A 20,729-nucleotide genomic window follows, 5' to 3' on the forward strand; every position below is an offset into this window, starting at 1 on the left:
GAATTTCGAACAATCCATGCCGAAACCAGAGGCTAATTTTGCAGCAAGAATCTATTAATTAATTTAAACCAACATTAGCTAAAATGAAAAAAAGTTTACTTTTTTTGAGTTTAATGGTGTCTTTATTGATGAGTTTTGGCCTTCGGGCACAAACCATTCCTGGAGATTCCATAGTGTACGGGCCTATGATGAGTCCAGTATACAATAACTCAGTAAGAGTTTGGGTGTTAACCAAAAACAATACCGGTTCGGGTAATGCGCTTTCTATAGCGTTAACTCAAAACGGTACTGAGAACGCCCCTCTTACAGGTACGGTTTACAATTCAGATGACAGGCTTGGTTACAGCCTTAGGTCTTTTGAGTACACCGGACTAGCAGAAGGGCAGTCGTACACGGCAAAAGTACTTATTAACGGTATACCTTCAAGCCGTCAGTCGACAATTACAAACGGACAAAACACGTTAAGTGATTTTGAATTCCTTTCGGGAGGATGTGGCCGTATATATGACCTTAGCCGTTGTATAGACCAGCCGGAAGCTGAGTTCCATTTTAACGGAACTCCAACAATGTTTAACGTAATGGCTGAAGAGCAGAGTGACCTGATGGTATGGTTAGGTGACGCTGTTTATCTATTAGGTTTACAACATGCAATGGGACAATGTCCTGATGGTGTTGATGACTGGGCAAATAAAGATATGGCTTTTGACCGTTACAGATTCTTTAGGAATTTTCACGACAGTCTAACGGTTGCAATGCCTCAGCTTGCAATTACAGACAACCACGATCTTGGTCCAAATGAATTTAATAAAACGCTGCCTACCATTGGCGAGATGCGTGAGATATTCATGGACTGGTGGCCAAACCCGGAATACAACAGTACACCGGAAGGACAGGGACTTTACTCATCTTATGTATATAAAGATGTAGAATACTTTTTATTAGATAACCGTAGCTACCGCGATGGTATATCGCAGCATTTAGGTCCGGATCAGCTTCAGTGGCTTAAAGACGGACTATTAAATTCTACTGCTACATTTAAAGTTTTAATTAACGGTACGCCTTCGTTTGAGCGAAACTGTGGCGGAAGAAACTTTTGTAATACAGCACAGTCTCAGGAGTTAATCAACTACATTAAGGCTAACAACATTAATGGTGTATTATCGTTAAGTGCTGATATACATGAGCAGAAATTCATAATAAGGGATGGTGATGTTAACTATCCGCTTTATGATGTGTTATCGGGTAACATCAATTCAGATGTGGGTAACGGTAACTACAACATTAACTATAACAGCAATTATATCCTTACAGGTGTTAAACAAACGTATTTAAGGATTAATGTTTATGGTGATGCAGATGACAGAAGGATGAAAGTGGAATATGTGGGTGCAACAGGTCAGCCATATTTTGAGACAATCATTCACGAAGACATGCTAACCAGTCAGAATGCAGATGCTCTTAAGCTGGAAATGGGTATAGAAAATGCTGTTGCAGATGCTTCAGGCTATAACCATATCATAACTGCAGAGAACCACACTTTTGCAGCAGACAGAGATGGCGTTACTAACGGTGCATTACAATTTAGTGCTGCTACTAATGTAACCATTCCTTATGCTACTGCATTTGATATGCACGACCGTCCGTACAGTTTAACGTTTTGGTTAAAACTGGAACAGTTTACTGCAACAGGATCAACAATTTATTCAAACGGAGCAGAGGGTGCGGGTGTATCATTTGGTATTAGCCCTAACGGTAAGCTTACTTACACAAACCACGCAACAGGCACAACACTTTCTACAGAGTACAGCCTGCTTGTAAATAACTGGTCTTACATTGTTTGGAAATACGACAACGTAAAAAGAAAACTATCAGTATACTATAACGGATTCCTTATCCAGGAGTGGAGTAATATCCTTACTCCGGTAGCTTCTGATGCTGATATTACAATCGGTAACAACTTCCAGGATAAAAAATATATAGGATTATTAGATAAGCTTAACCTTTACGGTAGAATCATATCTGATGACGCTATTATGGAAGAGGCCGATTTTGAGTCTACACGTGGTGATGTACTTAAAATGGCTGGTGCTCAGCAAATGCTTATCCCTTCTGAAGTAGTAAACGACGCTTTAAGTGATGATTTTACTATTGAGTTTTGGGGTAAACTTACTGCAGACCCGGGAGGAAACTTTAAAATTATTGCAAGTAACGGTAGGGTAAACAACCTTACAACAGGTATATCTTTTGAGTTCCCGGATAACAATCAGTTAAATGTTGTTGTTGGTACAAACGGTTCAGGCTGGAATACAATTTCTAACCAGGGAGCTATTTGGAACATAGGTGAGTGGAACCACGTAGCCCTTTCGGTTACTAAAAATGGTACCATGACATACTATGTAAACGGACAGCAAATAGGTTCTGCGCCGTTTGGAGAATATATCCCTAACGAGTTTGGTTTAGGTCTTGGTTACAGCCCTTACTACGGTAGTGCTGTGCAGGCAGAACTTGATGAATTCCGTATTTGGGAAAGAGCACTTACTGCAGATGAGATAAACGAGCAGATGCACTATCACTTAACAGGTGATGAGGAAGACCTTGCTGTTTACTTTGACTTTAGTGCTGCTGATGAAGATGCAGACAGCTTTGTAAGCTTAGGCTCTATGGAGCAGGAAATCTTCCTTAATGGAGGTGTATTTGCTACGGCAACTTCTCCGGTATCAGTACTAGGTGATGATTATAAAGATGTGGTTACAGGTAAATGGAGCCGCAACAACGATGTAAATAACTCAGGACTTACATTCCCTAACAATATTACTGCTTACAACAGCAATGTTGTGGTAGGTAAACATAATGTGGAAACTACAGCAGCCGTACCGGGTGAGGACGATATGACTTACCTTCAGGGCGGATGGAGAATAGATCCTCTAAACACTCCTTTTGCTACAGTAAAAATCAATCTTGAAGAAAGCTTACCGGATTATGAAACCATAAGCCAGACTGCAGGGCAGTATTATCTGCTTAAGTCGGTTGAGGGATCTGAGGAGACAGAAGAATTTGAAAATGTTGCAGAAGGAAGCTTTGACGGACAAAATGTAACATTCTACAATGCTAACCTTACTGAAGGTACTTATTATGTAGCATGGTCTACAGCAGAGTTTGTACCGGGTAGAGGTGGAGCTTTATCGCTTGCGGGTGGACATGATGTTACTATTCCGTATGCAGATATGAACCCTATTATGGCTAATGCCTTTACCCTTGAGTTTTGGTTAAACGTAACTCAGGATCCGGGTAATAACGACAAGGTACTTTCAAGCCACGGTAAAATAAACGGTAACTCAACAGGTTTCTCTCTTGAGATGCCGGATAACAATACTATTTCTGCTGTATTTGGTACTAACACCAGTGCATGGAACAGTACTAACTCAGGTACTCCTTTAACAATAGGTGAGTGGAACCACATTGCGGTTACTGCTGCTCCCGGTGGTATGGTTAAGCTTTACGTTAATGGTGAGCTAAAAGGTGAAAATGCTTTTGCAGATTTCGTTCCTAACCAAAACTGGGACTTTGCTTTTGGTAAAAGTATAAACTACGGAGGACAAACTTATTCTATGATGGATGAGTTCCGTATCTGGAATCACGTAAAAACTCAGGAAGAGATTGTTGAGCAGATGCACGTAATTCTTGAAGAAGGTCAGGATGGTTTATTATACAACTTCACTTTCGATCAGGAAGATAACGGTGTGCTTGAAAATCTAGGAGGTACTCAAACAACAGTTGTAGATTATACAAATGCAACTATAATTAATGCTACCAGCCCGGTTAGTGAAATAAATGTAGATTTCCCGGATCAGGTTACAGGTAACTGGAGTATTACTAACGAAACTCTTAATGGTTTATATGTAAGCGGTGGTATTTCTAACTTTACAGAAAACCTAATCGTTTCACGTAACCAAGACAATGACATTGCTCAGCTTGGTGAAGATGAGGATAACAAATACCTTGTAGGCGGATGGCATTTAAATGCCCTTAACATGGAGGTTGCCGATCTTGAGGTTGACCTTGCAACTGTTATAGAAGATTTTGCAGCTGTTAATGCAATAGTGGCAGAATATTCACTTATAAAAGGAGATCCTAACAGTACTTACCAAACAGTAGCAACAGCTACTGAAGAAAATGGTGTGGTACTGTTTGAAGATGTTGATTTAGCTATAGGTAACTATTACCTTGCTTTTGAAATAGACCCAACAGCTGCTATTATAGCACAGGGTGGTGTACTTAGCCTAGGTAACGGTCACGATGTACAGATACCTAAAGAAGGTGTAAACGCTGCACTTTCGGGAGACTTTACTATCGAGCTTTGGGCTCGTTTAAGGGAGCCTTCGGGAGCTAACAAGAAACTTGTAGGCTTTACCAGCTTTGGTGGTGGTAACTACGGTTGGGAAATGGAGTTCTTAGGTAACCAGACACTACAGACAATTACTGGTCAAGGAGCCGGAGGAGGATGGAATTCACTAAACTCAGACCATGTTTGGGGAGTAAACGAATGGAACCACGTTGCGGTAACATTTGTACCTAACGGTGAATTTAAGTTCTATATAAACGGTGAACTTGTAGACAGCATGCCGGTAGGAACATTCCAGCCAAATGCTAACAACCTTGCCTTTGGTAGAAACCTTTCGAATGATGCGCCAACAAGTAGTGATATAGATGAGTTCCGTATATGGACTAAGGCTAAGACAATTGAAGAGATACGTGAAGATATGTACCTTTCAATTCCTGAAGCTACAGATAATCTTGCTTACAACTATACATTTAATCAGGATAACAGCGGTTTCTTAGTAAACAGTGGTTCTGAAGTAGTTGAAGTTCCTTATACAAATGCTTCAATCATAGCTGCTACAGATCCTGTAAGGGATATGGAAGCTCCTTACCGTAATGAGGTTAGGGGTAGCTGGAGTGTTATGAATGATAGCGGTAACGGTATGTACCTTGCTGATGAAGTTACCAGCGTTAACAACAACGTAGTATTTGGTAAAGAAGAAGGTAATGAAGTACTTCATGCACTAAACGATGAAGAAAACGATACGCTTTATATCAGCGGAAGATGGATGCCTGATACACGCTTTATTGAAACAGCAGCCCTTAAGGTTGACGTTTCTAAAGTGTTTGACAACCCTAACGATGTAAATACACTTGCAACAACTTACTTCCTGTTAACAGGTAACCCTGCTACAGAAATTACAGTTGCAGCAACAGGTACTAAAGTAGGAAGCATTGTAACCTTTACAGAGATTCCTCTTGATGGTACCCCGCTTTACCTTGCATGGTTAGAGAGTTCTACAGAATATCCTGTGGGTACTTTCCCTATCGCTTCTCAAAGCTTATGGAAATACAACGATAACGGAGTTGACCTTGGTACTGAATGGACAGCTGTAGATTATGATGATACAGCATGGATGTTTGGTAATGGTATATTAGGTTACGGAGACGGTGTTGAGGCAACTACACTAAGTTATGGTGAGGATGCTAATAACAAATACCCAACTTACTATTTCAGACATACGTTTAACGTGGAAGACGCTTCTCAAATAGGTTCGTTACTTTTCCATACATTAAAAGATGACGGTGTAATAGTATATGTAAACGGCGTTGAGGCTTTCAGATCAAACATGCCTGAAGGTGCTGTTACTTACAACACTTATGCTTCTTCAACAATAGGTGGTTCAGATGAAACTACTTATGAACTTGTTGAAACAGCTAACCTGCTTGAAAACGGTACGAACGTAATTGCTGTAGAGCTTCACCAGGCTTCTGCAAACAGTTCAGACCTTGGCTTTGATATGGAGGTTAACTTTAACCTTCCTCCGCTTGAAGCAGCATCTTACCCGCTTCATAAAGGAGAGACATGGGCTTATCTTGACAACGGTTCTGATTTAGGTGCTACAGACTGGACAGAATCTACATACAACAACAATGCATGGGAAAGAGGAGAGGCTCCTCTTGGTTACGGAGATCCTGCTAAAACAGTAATCTCTTACGGTCCTGATGCTTCAAACAAATACATTACTTACTACTTTACAAGAGATCTCGAACTTTCTCTTGCTGATGTAGCTGAAAATGTTGAGTTTGGTTTAAGAAGAGACGACGGTGCCGTAGTTTATGTAAACGGTGTGGAAGTATTTAGAGACAATATGCCTGAAGGTGCTATTGATTATCTTACACATTCTGCTACTACCATAGACGGTGCAGACGAGAAGAGATACTTCTCTTACATAGTACCAAAAACGGTATTCCAGGAAGGTGTAAACAGAATTTCTGTTGAGCTTCACAACCGTGACGGTCAGAGTTCAGATATCAGTTTTGATATGTATATTAAAGATGCTCCTCAGGATATTGAGGTTTGTGACGAAGAGCATATTGCTTGTTTCACTTCAATTAACCCTACAGGACAAACTCCTAACCTTATAATTTCTCAGGAGCACAGATTCCAGTTATTATTCAAACAGGGAGATGCTTATATGGACGGTTCGGGTAACGTGCCGGGTAACCATGACTTCTCTGCCTATGTAGGTACGGACGGAGACAGCGAACTTGGTCATTTATCAGTTAACCACGAAAATACTCCGGGTGGTGTGTCTATGCTTGATATTCACCTAGATACAGAAAACCAACTTTGGGTTATTGACGATTCTCAACCGGTAGACTTCTATAACAACGACCTTGTAACAACTACAAGAAACTGTTCAGGAGGTATTACTCCTTGGGGTACCGTAATTACTGCTGAAGAGAATACAGCTTCAGGAGACGCTAACGGCGACGGATACCAGGATGAAGGCTGGTTAGTGGAAATTGATCCTGTTACTGCTCAGGTAATGGAGTACGGTAACGGTAAGCAGGAAAAACTTTGGGCTATGGGTAGAATGAATCACGAAAACGTGGTTATTAAAGCCGATGGTTCTGCAGCTTACTATGGTGAAGACGGTGGTACACACTGTGTTTACAAATATGTACCGGATGTACCGGGTAACCTTTACTCAGGTACTGTATATGTACTTCACTTAGATCTTGAAATGTCTAACGACGAGCCAAGTTCTGCAAAAGCAAGATGGATTCAGGTTCCTAATACAACACAACAGGACAGAAACAACCTTAATACAGTTGCTGCTTCTTTAGGAGGTACAAACTTTAATGGTGTTGAAGATTGTGATATCAGCCCTCTTGACGGTAAAATTTACTTTACTGCTAAAGGTAGAAACCGTATCTACAGATTTACAGATCCTGTAAGTGTGAACGATACAATTACTGACTTTGAAACTTTTGCAGGAGGTATGTCTTATCCTATTGCAACAGCAGGAGGTACAGTTACAGAACAATGGGGAGATGGTAACGATAACCTTGTGTTTGACGACAAAGGTAACCTTTGGGTATGCCAGGATGGTGGATTAAACTACATTTGGGTAATCCGTCCGGATCATACACAAAACAATCCTAATATTGAGTTATTTGCGTCTATGCCTGCAGGTTCTGAGCCAACAGGTCTAACATTTACGCCAGACTATAAATACGGATTCTTCTCTGTACAGCACCCTAACGGTGGTAATGCTCCTCAACAGGATGCTACATTTGGTAATGTAACATTTAATGCTTCGGCTACTGTAGTGTTCTCACTTAACCAATATTTAGGGACTCAGGCTCCTGAAGTTGATTTCGTTGCAGATCAGGTAGAGGTGGAAGAAGGTGAAACAGTAACATTTAACGACTTAAGTACTAATAACCCAACTGAGTGGTTATGGACATTTGAAGGTGGTGACCCTGCTACTTCTACAGAGCAAAACCCAACGGTTACTTATGCAGAAGCAGGCACTTATGATGTTACTCTTATTGCTACAAACGTGGCAGGTAACCAATCGCTTACTAAAGAAGAGTACATAATTGTTGAAGAAGGCCTTGGTATCGATAATCCTAATCCTCTTAGAGATAAAGTAAGCCTTTATCCTAACCCTACAAGCGGTAAGGTAACGGTTGAAATTAACGACGAAGGCGGTAAGGATGTAGTGGTTGATGTATATGACTTAGTAGGTAGAAAAATAACTACACAAAATGTACAAACCACAGGAGGTACACAAACAATAAGCCTTGACTTAACATCACTTCAGGGTGAGCAGGTATTTATCATCAATGTAACAGTAGGTGATAAAACAGGAACTTATAAAATGCTTAAAGTTAACAGGTAGTATTATAATTTCATGCAAGAAGAGGGCCGGTACAAAATGTACCGGCCTTTTTTATTTTATTGATTTAAGTAGTTGTCGAATGGATATAATATGAGAGTACAAAACTATAGGAACAATTACAGCCGGTAACCATACATAAGGAAAATAGGTTACCCCTATATTTGGGTGGTTAAAAGCTAGTTTCTGGAATGGAGTAGGGGCGCTTAAAACGGCTATGCTTACAATGTTTATAAGTAGGGCTAGGCAAATGATATTCCACCCTAAAAGGTACTTACAATCAAGTGCTTTTTTAATAAAAATAAAGTAATAGATGATGGGTGTGGTAATACCCGAAATGATATCGAAGTTGTATCCTTCAAAAGTCATTAGGTGAGGTATTACCCTGTTTTTATATAGACAGAATAACAGTAACTCTACCGGGATGCGGATGATATGGAGTATTGTAAGCCATTTGAGTGAGGTGCTAATTCTGTCTTTTGAGAGTGATTTTCCAATCCCTGTTATAACAGCAAATAAGACTCCGGGAGCAATTAAAAATATAAAGTGTGGCGGATATTCCTTTGTATTGCTGTAAAAGCCTTTAAAAGCCAATATTGTAGTTACAATCATCCATAGAGATATGATGATGAGTGTTATTATGCTTTTTGTGGCTTTGTATAAAAAGAATACGGTAAGTACTGTGGTTATAATAAATCCTATTGCAGTTGGAGTTGAAATTTGTACCATAATAAAGTGTTTACAATACAAATTTCTGTTTAAGCCTTTGTTTGGTTCTTGACAAAAGGCAAGAAATAAGTTTTACATTTTACCTCTTAGTCTACTAAGGGTACTATCGGTAATACCTAAATAAGATGCAATATGTTTTAATGGGGCATATTGTAATATTTTATTATCATTTGTTATAAGTGCCTTGTAGCGTTCTTCGGCAGTTTTATTTATCATACCATAGTTACGTTCTTTAGACTTTATAAATTCTTTTACTAATATAGCTCTTCCAAAGTCACGAAATTCGGGCTTGTTATGAAAAAGAGTATTGAGTTCACTGTACGATAACCTGTACCCACTGCAGTTAGTTACAGCCTGAATATTAGTCTGAGAAGCCACTCTGTTAAAAAAAGAAGTAACCTCAAAAACCACATTATTTTCTTTATGGAAATCGGTAGTTATTTCGTTACCATCGGTATCAAATAAAAAAGTTCTCATAAGTCCTTTTTCAAGATATAGGTAAGTATCGCTTATCTCATTTTGATGAAGGAGGTAATCTCCTTTGCTGTAGGTAATGGGTTCAAATGTCGCTGAAATAGTAGTTGCTTCTTTTTGAGATATAGGGATGGTTTGTTTTATAAAACTTATTAATGCTTCCCGTTCCATTTTGGTTAGTTTAGATTTGAAGTATAAATATAGTAATCAAAACCTAAACAGTATTTTTAGATAAGAGGGTAAAAAAAACTCCGGCAGCTGCCGGAGTTTTAAGTACTGAAACATTAATCAACTTAATAACCCAAATTTTGCGTAAGTTCATCAGTAACATCCATTGCTTCCTGAGGGATAGGGAATACCCTTCTAAATGGCTCAGAAGCAGGTTTTGCTGTATAAGGAAGGTCAAATTTGCCGAAACGTATCATTTGCGGCCTTCTCTTCATTTCCCAGTAAAGCTCAAATCCAATTTCTTTATATAGTATATCAGCATCGATAGAAGGAATAGCTATACCAGGAGTATTTCCGTAAAGTGCTTCTCTTGTTCTCGAAGTTCTAAGCATATTGATGTCCATAAGTGCAGAACCATTATTTCCTTTACGTAAATAAGCTTCAGCTCTCATAGTATAAATACCACCTAAACGGTATAGCGGAATATCTACATTACTAGATCCGTTACCTTGTTCCGGGTCGTATTCAAATTTGAAGATACGTACACCACGGTTTATCTGATCCTGAGCAAATACAGCCTGTGTAGGATTGTCAAAATCAAGCTCAGGAGTAAATACCATCGGAGTGGTAGCGCTTTTTTCCATAAATAGCTGAGATACCTTAATTCTTCCGTCGCCAGTCATTTCAAAACCACCCGACTGAGTAAGTTTCGGTCCGTACTGTTGTCCAACAAGTAATCCGCTGTTAAAGTGGAACCAAGGCAGGTCGCTGCTTCCCGGTACCAGGTCAGATGCAGGTACGCTTACATCGGTACCATCATTCATAAACCATGTGCCGTCACCATATTGGTATTTTCTTGAGAATCTAGGGTCTTCATGATTACCTTCCCAACTTGCATAGAACTCGGGAGTAGTACATGAACCGTTAGTACCCCTGTTTGCAGGAGAAGGTCTCTGGTTACGGGCCACACACATATAGCCTAAGTCGTTATCACCATTACGGATGTTGTCTATTTTTTGTACTACAACAAAAATGTGTTCCTGACCGCCTGAATTGTTGATAGAGAAGTTATCAAAGAAATTAGGGTTAAGGCTAAATTTACCAGAATCGATAATTAACGAAGTATAGTAAATTACCCTGTCCATATCTGTACCGTTTCCGCTTACAGAAGCCTCATTAAAGTTAAATGAAGAACTTGCGTTGTAACGGTCTTTATAAACTGCACGATTAAGGTACATATCAGCAAGTAGGGCATAGGCAGCCTCTTTTGTAAAACGGCCTGAATGTGTCCTGTTTTCTCCAAGTTCAGCTAAATCAGGAATAATAGCTTCTACGTCCTCAATAAGTCCGTCAATCGCATCGGCAGCCTGAAGTATCTCTACAGGAGCATTCTCATCAAGAGGGTCGCGGTAAGGAGCCTGTCCGTAAAGGTCAAGTGTATAGTAAGTATAGAATGCAAGGAGCCCTTTAGCTTCGGCAAGAAACATTGCCTTATCTGTAAATTCGTTTCCGCTTATTGTTTTTATAGCTGTAAGCGAACGTGTAATACCATTAGTAAGTTTGTTCCAGTTATCGGTAATAACGGCACTGCTTGGAGTCCATGTAAACTCGTGCATTGTACGCCATTTACCACCATCACCCCAGTCACTACCACGTGTAGGAAGGATAGCTATATCAGAAGAATATTCCTGCATGGCAAAAATACCACCGTTATCTACAAAAGTTCCGTCACCTAATCTGTCATATGCTGCTGCAAGGGCACCGTCTACGCTAGATGCGTCTTCACCAAGTACCTCGTCAAGCACTACCTCGTCTAAGTCGGTACAGCTGGCTAAAGTCAGGGCAGCAAGTGCTACTGCTATACTTTTTATTGTAAATATTTTGTTCTTTTTCATTTTTTATAATTTTAGAGTTGCACCTAGAATGAATGTTCTTGCACTTGGGTAGCTTGAATAATCGATACCCAGTGACTGGTTACCTCCGCTTGATTTAGCGCTGTTAATTAACGGATCGTAACCACTATAATCTGTTATTGTAAACAGGTTTTGTCCTGTTACATACAGGTTAAGTCCCTGTAACCAGTTTAGGTTTTTAATTTTAAAGTTGTAACCTAAACGAGCTGTGTTTAATCTTAAGAAATCTGATTTTTCAAGATAAAGTGTAGACAGCTGTGGTGAGTTTGCAGGGTTAGCTCCTGAATTGTAATAATCTGTTGCAGTGTTTCTGTCTGATGCAAGGTTATTAATATTAAGAGCATTTAATCCTGTATTGTTTACAAGATACCCTCCTGACTGACCGATGATTGAGAATGAGAAATCAAAGTTTTTATAGTTCATCTGGCTGTTAAAGCCGTAAGTGAATTTAGGTAACGCACCTTCTATAATTACACGGTCGTCTCCTGTAATGGCACCGTCACCGTTTTGATCCTTAAATATTTCGGCACCGTTCTCATCAAAACCTACATGCTCAATAAGGTAGAATGAACCTGCAGCATATCCGCTTTTGTAGATGTTTGCTAATACTCCCGACTGACCAGGACCTGAAATTGCACCTGAAAGGATTTCTGATACAGGAAGGTTTTTCACTTCGTTATCAAGTGTAGCCCCGTTAAAATCTACCGACCATTTAAAGTCGCTGTTGTCAATTATCTGAGAACCTAACATGAACTCAAAACCTTTGTTTACAATTTCTCCGTCTATATTTACCCAAATAGTATTGGTTGGGCTAAGTACCGGAGAAGGTATGTTTAGGATGGCATCGGTAGTGGTTTTGTTAAAGTAATCAAGTGTACCATATAGTTTACCGTTCCATAGGCTAAAGTCTATACCTAAGTCAAACTGAGTAACTACTTCCCATTTAAGGTCAGGGTTTGGAGTTCTTGAAACAGATACACCGTTAACAAGGCCTAGGTCATCATACAGATAGTAACCATCTGCGCCGCTAAGAGCGTAACTCGCTTTTGTAATTTTATTTTGTACTTCCTGGTTACCTGTTTGTCCCCAGCTTGCTCTAAGTTTTAGGTTTTCTATTACTTTGTTCTCTTTAAGGAAACTTTCCTGAGAAATTACCCAACCCCCTGCAAATGAAGGGAAGTAACCATATTTGTTGTTTTCACCAAAACGTGTAGAACCGTCAGCCCTCATTGAAGCTGTAATAAGGTATTTCTTGTTGAAAGCATAGTTTACCCTTCCAAAGAAAGACTGTAGCTCATTTTCCTGAGCGAAACCGGTTACACCTGTCTGATAGCCTGAAAATGCAGGGTTATCTGCCGGATTAACGCCTATTTCCTGATCAGCTATATCGTCTATGCTGAATGCTGTTCCCGATCTTTCAAATTTCTGATAAGAGAAACCACCAAGAACTTCTACCTTATGTTTGTCGTTAAACCAGTTATAAGTTAAATAATCTTCGATAAGCTGGCTTTTAGATTCAAGGTTACCCTGAATGTATTTACCTATAGGGTTAAGGTCGGTTACGTTAGGGTAGATTGTAGTATTTCTTTCTGACATTGAACGGTCTACACCTATATTAAGTTTATAGTCTAAACCTTTAGCAAGCCTAAGAGATGCCTCAAAGTTTCCTAATACTCTTATTGTACGTGTTTCGTCATTATAGATGCTTAAGAGGTAAGCAGGGTTATAATGCGCATTCATGTTAAAGTTTTGGTACTCGCCGTTTTCATCAAACACAGGCTGAGTAGGGTTTGCCATAAGGGTGTGGATAATAAGCTGTCCGTTAGAACCACCATCATCACTGGTTGGTACACCGTTATCTACAGTTTCACTTGCAGTAAGGTTAGCACTTAGGCGTAAACGTTTGTCAAAAAATGACTCAGCAGCATTAATCCTGCCTGAAGTACGTTTAAAGTTACTGTTGTTTACTATACCTTCCTGATCCATTTGTCCAAGTGATACATAGTAGTTACCTGTATCGGTTTGTTTAGAGAAAGCCATTACATTGTTTGTAGTCACGGCATTTCTGTATATTACATCCTGCCAGTCGGTATCTCCGCCGTGGTCAAAAGCAGGATCAGTAAGAGCGTTTCTGTATTCGCTTGCAGATAGTACATCAAGCTTTTTAGACACTTTAGAGAAACCTAAGTAAGAGTCTACAGTAAAAGTAGCTTCACCTTTTTTACCTTTTTTAGTAGTGATTATAACTACACCATTAGATCCCCTTGCTCCATAGATAGCAGCAGCAGAAGCATCTTTAAGTACACTTATAGATTCGATATCACTTGTATTAAGGAAGTTAAGAGGGTTTTTAGCTCTTGAAGTACCAAAACCAACATTTTGTCCTGCAGGGCTGGCATCGTCATTAGTTAACGGCACACCGTCTACAACAAATAGCGGAGTACTACCACTTCTTATTGAACCTACACCACGGATGGTTACATCCATAGGAGCTCCCGGCTCACCACTTGCCTGAACAACCCTTACACCGGCAACCTTACCTTGTAATAGCTGATCGGCAGATACGTTAACACCTAGTCTGAAGTTGTCTTCCTCAAGTTGTGTTACCGATCCTGTAAGGTCGGCTTTAGTTTGCTTACCATAACCTACCACTACAACCTCGTCAAGCTCTGATGCGTTTGACTCCAGTTGTATACTAAGGCTGTCGCTGTCAACTAAAACACTTCTTGTTTTATAACCTATAAATGATACTTCAAGGATTTTACCCTGAGCTACCATAATTTCAAAATTACCGTCTAAATCAGTTGCTACAATATTGTTTGTACCCACCTCCATAACAGATGCACCGGGTAATGGCATTCCGTTTTCGTCAAGTACTTTACCTTTTACGGTTTGTTGTACATCTGAAATATTTTTAACAGCGGCCTCCTTTTTAATAAGCACCAGTTTGTTACTGATGTTATAAGTAAAATGAGCTTTTTGAGAAAGGTCTTTTAATACCGTTTCTATAGGGCTGTTTGTATAAGTAACCGTATATAGGTTTTTATCTTCTATGATGCTTTCACCATAGCTGAACTTATAGTTTGTTTTTTCGCTTAATGTTGAAAAAATGTTTACCAGTGTTGCTTTTTCTGATTTAAAGCTTACTTTTGGCGTGTTTATTACGCCTTTAGCTTCAGCTCCTAAAAGGGAGAGTAGCGTAAACACTAAAAAAATCGTGTTTTTTAGTTTAAAAGAAGTAAATTTAGAATACATGTTTTAAGTTATTGGTTTTTACGATGGCTTAATTTCTATAGACCGTAGTTGTTCGCAGCAACTGCGGTTTTTTTATTATCGTTTCGCTGTTATTGTATTGTCATAGGCCTCAAATTTTTGATTTGTGATGTAGTTTATTTGTTCTAAGATGCTGTCTAAAGATGCTCTGTTTTTAATGTAAACCGTAAGTCTGGTATTTAATATTTCTTCGTTTTTAAGTTCCAGTTTTACACCATATTTATAGCGTAACAAAGTAAATACCTCGTCCAGTTTTACATCATTAAGTTCTATATCTTCTTTATACCAGTTAGCCAGTATAGTTTCTGTAGCAGGCTGTTTGGTAAGTTTACTGTTGTTATATATGGCTTCCTCATTAGGAAGAAGGTCTACACTTTGTCCGCCCGATGATACATTTACCTTACCGGTTACTACGGTTACATTACAGTTTTCCCGGCATAATTTTATATGGAAAGAAGTACCAAGTACTTTTGTTTTGATATCGCCCGAAGTAATTATAAACGGATGTTCAGGGTCTTTTGCAACTTTAAAGAAAGCGTTACCCTGTAGTAGTGTTATAGCTCTTTCTTTACCTGTAAAATGTGCCGGATATGCTAATTGTGAACTGGCAGCCAGGAATATAGTTGTGCCGTCTTCCAGTCTAAGGGAATCCATTGCGGCTGTTGTTTGTAATGAAAGCATTTCCGGTTTTTTATCACTTTTTATTATAAAAGTGGTGCCCACCGCTATGGCTATACATGCAGCGGCAGCATATTTGTGAAAATTAAGTTTTCTTACTTTTTTAACCGGATTTACAGACAGGCTTATAGTATTGTAAATAGCATTTGAAACCTCTTCCTTATTTCCCATAGTGGCTTCATCCCAACTGTTGTTATTGGAATATTCATGCTGAATAAAATCTTCCAGCAACTGCTCTTCTTTTTCAGAGGCTTTTTTATCTGTACTTTTTTCGATAAGATGTTCCAGATAATGTTTTACTTTTCTAATCATCATAATGTAATTCGTCTATAAGTACCTTATGAGGGAAATAGTACTATTGTCGAGTATTACTATACTGTTAAAGAAAAGTTAATAGAAAAAACAGCAGCATTACCGTATTAAAATCCATGTCTTTTATCTCAGCCCGTAGTTGTTTTAAGGCTGAGGTAATTTGATTTTTTACAGTTTGTTTTGAAATATTTAATTGTGCGGCTATCTGGTCTATGTCCATTTCCTGAATTTTATACATCATCAGGATTTCTTTTCTTTTTTCAGGAAGCTTATCTAATAAGGAGTAAAGCTTATCTAGTAGTTCATCGTCAACAGAGCTGATATTCTCTATAAGGTAATTTTCAAATTTTTCTTCGGGTATGCTTTTGTCAAAGCGATTATTACGGTAGTATTTATAAACCTGATTTTTTACAGCCCTAAACAGATAGCTTTCTATAGATAGTATTGTGGTTTCATTTCTTCTTTCCCAAAAGTCGATAAAAACATCCTGCACAATATTTTGTGCAAGTTCCCGGTCCTGTGTCATCTTAAAAGAAAAAACATAGAGTTTTTCCCAATATCCGGTGTATATTTCTTCAAACTCAGTAGTACTTTTCATTGGGTAAATAGAGGCGCTGTGTAAACTGCTAAATAAAAAAATGAAAATGCATTGTACTTTATTTGAAAGTTATATTTTAATTAATTTCTTACAGGAAAGCATATTGATTTATGCTATAGAGGCCTTTTTTAATCTTTATTTGTTTTTGTTTATATAACACGGGCTTAATATCTCTTTTATAATTTTCGCCTCAATACTTCACAATAATTTTTCCAACCATGAAATCACTTTTTTCACCATTAATGGTGCTACTGTTAGCCGCTCCTGTATTTAAGGCGATGGCTCAGGACGATAACTTACATATTAACCAACTACAGGTTATTGGGTCACACAATAGCTACAAAAATGCAATAGAGCCTGCTTTGCTTGAGGCTATGGCTAAAATGGATACAACACATTCTGTTTACGGACTTCAGTATGAACATATAGCTATTGAAAAACAGCTCGATATGGGATTAAGAAATTTAGAGATTGATGTTTATGCCGATACCAAAGGTGGTAAATATGCGCATCCTAAAGGCCTTGATCTTGTAACGCCAGAACAGCCTTATGATACAGAAGGTATTATGAAAAAACCGGGATTTAAGGTTTTACATATGCCCGATTTTGACTTCAGGACTCAGTGTATGACATTTGAGGACTGCCTTACCAAATTAAGAAAATGGAGTGAGGCACATCCTGATCATGTACCTGTATTTATTACGCTTGAACCTAAAGACGGTGACAAAAACCGTTTTGGTACAGAGCCTGAACAATTTAATGCCAAACTTTTTGATGAATTGGATAAAGTACTTTTATCCGTTTTAGGTAAGGATAAGGTTATAACACCTGATATGGTAAGAGGCAAGTATACTACACTAGAAGAAGCGGTACTTAACAATAACTGGCCAACACTAAAAGAGGCGAGGGGCAAATTCCTTTTTATACTGGATGATAACGGTAAGAAAAGGGATTTGTATATGAAAGGGCATCCGTCTTTAAAAGGTCGTGCGGTTTTTGTAAATGCAAAGCCGGGAACACCCGAAGCAGCATGGCTTTTTAAGAATGAGCCGGAAACCGATACCGATATTGAGAGCCTGGTTAAAAAAGGCTACATAATACGTACCAGGGCAGATGCAAATACTCAGGAAGCGCGTAATAACGATTATACCCGTTTTAATAAAGCATGTACCTCTGGGGCTCAAATAATAACTACCGATTATTATTTACCTAGTAAATTATTCAAATCTGATTATCATATTTCTTTCGATAATAACACTTTTGTTCGTCCTAATCCTGTGACAGGCAAATAAATAATTTTCTCTATCGTTTTAGTTTTGTAAGGCATTCTTAATGAATGCCTTATTTTTTTTACGAATATTATTTTAAGGGCTTTAAATTTATTTTTTCTTAAAGATTAAGCTTTCTGTTTGCTTTTTATGTAAAAATTTATGGCTTTTTATTTTTTTAAGAAAAATTAAAAGTCAACTGGGTAATACAATTCTTATATTTGGAAATGTTAATAAAAACTTAAAATTTAACCATCCCTACCACATGAAACCACTAAAAAATATTCTTCGAACCCACTTGCTTACATTTTTTATATGCTTGTTGTGCAGTAATTTGGCAATAGCTGGTAATGGTAGTAATGGTGAAGAATATACACAGGCTGAGTGTGATACTCTCATAAAAAAAGGTAACAAAGAGAAAGATAAGACCAATTATGTAAAAGCACTGGAATATTATACGGTAGCAAAAGAAATGGCATTATCTAAAAATTGGGACAGGCAACTTTTTAATTCACTTTTTGGTACTGGGTTCAGCTATTATTCTATGTTTGATTACGGAGAAGCTCTTCATTTTTTTCTGGATGCTTACAATATAGCTGTTAAAAATAAATGGGACGAGCAGGAACTGGAGTGTCTTAATAATGTTGCTAATATTTATGCGCGTCAAAAAATGTATGAAAAAGCAATAGAGTATTATACCAAGGCTTATAAGGGTGCTAAGGATAAGAATATCGAGTCACATATTTGGCTTCCTCAAATGAATTTGGGTTATATATATAACCGTATGAATGAACCTGAAAAGGCGAGACCATACCTATTGGAAAGTACGAAACACCTTGAAGGCCATTTTTTGGCTTCGTCTAAAGTGCTTTTAATTGAAAATGATTTGCTTTTAGGTGATGTGGTAAAGGCAAGAAAAGGAGCGTGGGACTTATATAATAATGAACCGAATGCTGCTGAAATGGGGCTGGATATTTTTTTATGGACAATAATATCCAAAAGCTATCTTAAGGAAAAGAATTATTCTCAGGCAATTGTATTTGCTAAGCGTGCCCTGAACAGAAATCCCGATTTGGAATTCAAGAAGAATGTTTTTGTTCTTCTTTCAGATATATATGAAAAAAGCGGTTCCTATAAAGACGCCCTACGGTTTAAGGATTCAATACTTGTTACAGAACACGAGCTTACTGAGCGTAACAACGGTAGGGTTTTTGAAAATAACAGGGTTAAATTTGAAATACAGGATTATAAGAATCAGATTCTTGTGAAAGAGCAAAAGCTTGCTTCTGAAAGAAGAGTGTTTTATGCTATAATAGTTATTATATGTGCTGCTGTAATAATTATAGTGCTTATTTTCAGGCAAAAGAAAATGATTGCAGAACGTAGCCGTAATGTAATTGAACTTCATCTTGAGAAGGAGAAAAACTATAATCTTAAACTGGAAAGAAAAGTTACTAAAGCTCTTTTGGAGCAGGAACGCCTTAATGAGGAAATAGAAAACAAAAACAAAAAGCTTTCATCCAGGGCACTTTATCTTTCCGACAGGAATGAGATTATAGAGGAAATCGTTGCCTATCTTTCCAAAAAGCCTAAACTGGCAAAAGACCAAACACTGGTTAATCATGTTAATTCCCTAAAGGCATACTTAAGAACCGACAACGAGTGGGATAACTTTATAAAACATTTTGAGGAAGTTAATCAGGGATTCCTTTCCAGACTTAAAGAACTTCACAAGGATCTTAATGTAAACGATATAAGGTTTATAGCTTACATCTATATGGGGTTAAGCGTTAAAGAAATTGCAACAGTACTTAATATAACTCTTGCAGCCAGTAAGAAAAGAAAAGAGCGTTTATCAGCAAAAATGAATATATCTAAAGAAGTTGATTTATATTCTTACATATCAAGTATTTAGGTTTTTAGTGTCGCTTAATTTACCTTGTTTTGTCGCTTTTTTGGCTGTTATTTTCTACGGGACGGCAAAATAAAACTTTCATTTTTTCATTAATGTTGTAGTAATATCTGATAAGCCATAGCGGCTGTGTTTACTACATATTCAACTGTGCCGCATCCGGCTGGAAAAACAACTGTCATTTAGCAAACTGTGTAACACACCGCTGTACTTATCGGTATTGGGTTGTCTAATTAGACAGATGGCCAGGCTAGCTTACAAAGAAACAAACAAGGATTATTAACCACTAAAAACCAGAAATTGCCTATGATAAAGTAAACATCGATTTTAATTAATTAGTAGTAATATGTTAGCAACCCCTTTATTATAATAAAGGGGTTGTTTTATAAAAAAAAGCAGCCTGTTAGCTGCTTTATCAATTGTATTTTTAATGTTTTATAACATATTAAGTCTTTTCATAAGCTCAGGTCTGTTTGCCCGGCTAACAGGTACAACATCTTTACCTATAAGAACACTATTGTCTTCAATGTCAATAATCTTTTTGGTATTAATAATGTAAGTCCTGTGAACTTTTAAAAATAGGGAAGGAGGTAACTTTTCCTCAATTTTTTTAAGGGTAGAATGTACGGTATAGTTTTTAGTTTCCGTTTTTATCTGAATGTAATCTCCTTTAGCCTCAATAATATTAATTGTAGGAATCTCAATTTTTATAAGCCTGCGGTCTATGTTAACATAGAACTCATTAGCTGTATCAGCAGGTTGACTTCCATTTTGAGAACTTTCTGTTTTCACAGTCGTTGGGCTTTCGTTTTTTGCCTTTGCTTTATTTACTGCTTTAAGAAAGCGCTCTTCTGTAAGCGGTTTAACCAGATAGTCTACTATACAGTCATATTCAAAAGCTTCAATTGCAAAGTTTTTGTCGGAAGTTATAAGTATTACAGCCGGAGGGTTTTTAATGGTTTTAATAAAATCAAAACCTGTAAAGTCAGGCATGTGAATGTCAAGAAAAATAAGGTTGGTGCTGTCGTGATTTTCGTTTAAAAACTTCATAGCACTCAGCGCATTGCTAAATTCTCCTGTAATGTTAAGTTCAGGGTCTTTAGAAGTCATTTGCGCAATTATTGTTCTTGCCAGCGCTTCGTCGTCAATTATAATACAATTCATATAAAATAA

General features: G+C 37.9%; 10 protein-coding genes. 3 read left to right on the forward strand and 7 right to left on the reverse strand.

Going from position 1 to position 20,729, the window contains the following annotated elements; genetic code table 11:
• The first annotated feature begins 83 nt into the window (after positions 1-83).
• On the forward strand, positions 84-8,234 hold the full coding sequence (locus tag FUA48_RS09280) for a LamG-like jellyroll fold domain-containing protein (protein WP_147583274.1): 8,151 nt from the start codon (positions 84-86) through the stop codon (positions 8,232-8,234).
• Positions 8,235-8,285: 51 nt separating this feature from the next.
• Here the strand turns inward: FUA48_RS09280 and FUA48_RS09285 are convergent, their stop codons facing one another.
• The 6 genes from FUA48_RS09285 to FUA48_RS09310 form a co-directional block, all read right to left on the reverse strand.
• On the reverse strand, positions 8,286-8,960 hold the full coding sequence (locus FUA48_RS09285; protein WP_205729401.1) for a hypothetical protein: 675 nt from the start codon (positions 8,958-8,960) through the stop codon (positions 8,286-8,288).
• Between the two features lie 72 nt (positions 8,961-9,032).
• The gene (locus tag FUA48_RS09290; protein ID WP_147583275.1) at positions 9,033-9,605 is read right to left on the reverse strand and encodes a Crp/Fnr family transcriptional regulator; all 573 of its coding nucleotides are present in this window, start codon (positions 9,603-9,605) and stop codon (positions 9,033-9,035) included.
• A 122-nt stretch (positions 9,606-9,727) separates the two neighbouring features.
• A complete protein-coding gene (locus FUA48_RS09295; RefSeq protein WP_147583276.1) occupies positions 9,728-11,497 on the reverse strand; it encodes a RagB/SusD family nutrient uptake outer membrane protein in 1,770 nt (589 codons plus the stop codon).
• A gap of 3 nt (positions 11,498-11,500) precedes the next feature.
• Positions 11,501-14,770: a SusC/RagA family TonB-linked outer membrane protein gene (locus tag FUA48_RS09300; RefSeq protein ID WP_147583277.1), complete on the reverse strand. Its 3,270-nt coding sequence runs from the start codon at positions 14,768-14,770 to the stop codon at positions 11,501-11,503.
• A 75-nt stretch (positions 14,771-14,845) separates the two neighbouring features.
• Positions 14,846-15,781 carry a FecR family protein gene (locus FUA48_RS09305; RefSeq protein ID WP_240732435.1) on the reverse strand — a complete coding sequence of 312 codons (936 nt, stop codon included), beginning with the start codon at positions 15,779-15,781 and terminating at the stop codon, positions 14,846-14,848.
• Positions 15,782-15,845: 64 nt separating this feature from the next.
• Positions 15,846-16,376 (reverse strand): RNA polymerase sigma factor, encoded by a 531-nt coding sequence (locus tag FUA48_RS09310; RefSeq protein ID WP_147583278.1) that lies wholly within the window; start codon positions 16,374-16,376, stop codon positions 15,846-15,848.
• A gap of 218 nt (positions 16,377-16,594) precedes the next feature.
• Between FUA48_RS09310 and FUA48_RS09315 the strand changes: the two genes are divergently transcribed.
• Complete coding sequence (locus tag FUA48_RS09315; protein WP_147583279.1) at positions 16,595-17,668, forward strand: phosphatidylinositol-specific phospholipase C1-like protein; 1,074 nt, start codon at positions 16,595-16,597, stop codon at positions 17,666-17,668.
• 241 nt (positions 17,669-17,909) lie between these two features.
• Complete coding sequence (locus FUA48_RS09320) at positions 17,910-19,559, forward strand: tetratricopeptide repeat protein (RefSeq protein WP_147583280.1); 1,650 nt, start codon at positions 17,910-17,912, stop codon at positions 19,557-19,559.
• A gap of 432 nt (positions 19,560-19,991) precedes the next feature.
• Here the strand turns inward: FUA48_RS09320 and FUA48_RS09325 are convergent, their stop codons facing one another.
• A complete protein-coding gene (locus FUA48_RS09325; RefSeq protein ID WP_147583281.1) occupies positions 19,992-20,720 on the reverse strand; it encodes a LytR/AlgR family response regulator transcription factor in 729 nt (242 codons plus the stop codon).
• Positions 20,721-20,729 lie beyond the last annotated feature (9 nt).

Origin of the sequence: Flavobacterium alkalisoli (genome assembly GCF_008000935.1) — a bacterium.
GTDB classification, from domain to species: domain Bacteria; phylum Bacteroidota; class Bacteroidia; order Flavobacteriales; family Flavobacteriaceae; genus Flavobacterium; species Flavobacterium alkalisoli.

Excerpts from the sequence above, each read along its gene's own strand:
- FUA48_RS09280 (WP_147583274.1), top strand. The coding sequence starts at position 84 with ATGAAAAAAAGTTTACTTTTTTTGAGTTTAATGGTGTCTTTATTGATG.
- FUA48_RS09285 (WP_205729401.1), bottom strand. The coding sequence starts at position 8,960 with ATGGTACAAATTTCAACTCCAACTGCAATAGGATTTATTATAACCACA.
- FUA48_RS09290 (WP_147583275.1), bottom strand. The coding sequence starts at position 9,605 with ATGGAACGGGAAGCATTAATAAGTTTTATAAAACAAACCATCCCTATA.
- FUA48_RS09295 (WP_147583276.1), bottom strand. The coding sequence starts at position 11,497 with ATGAAAAAGAACAAAATATTTACAATAAAAAGTATAGCAGTAGCACTT.
- FUA48_RS09300 (WP_147583277.1), bottom strand. The coding sequence starts at position 14,770 with ATGTATTCTAAATTTACTTCTTTTAAACTAAAAAACACGATTTTTTTA.
- FUA48_RS09305 (WP_240732435.1), bottom strand. The coding sequence starts at position 15,781 with ATGATGATTAGAAAAGTAAAACATTATCTGGAACATCTTATCGAAAAA.
- FUA48_RS09310 (WP_147583278.1), bottom strand. The coding sequence starts at position 16,376 with ATGAAAAGTACTACTGAGTTTGAAGAAATATACACCGGATATTGGGAA.
- FUA48_RS09315 (WP_147583279.1), top strand. The coding sequence starts at position 16,595 with ATGAAATCACTTTTTTCACCATTAATGGTGCTACTGTTAGCCGCTCCT.
- FUA48_RS09320 (WP_147583280.1), top strand. The coding sequence starts at position 17,910 with ATGAAACCACTAAAAAATATTCTTCGAACCCACTTGCTTACATTTTTT.
- FUA48_RS09325 (WP_147583281.1), bottom strand. The coding sequence starts at position 20,720 with ATGAATTGTATTATAATTGACGACGAAGCGCTGGCAAGAACAATAATT.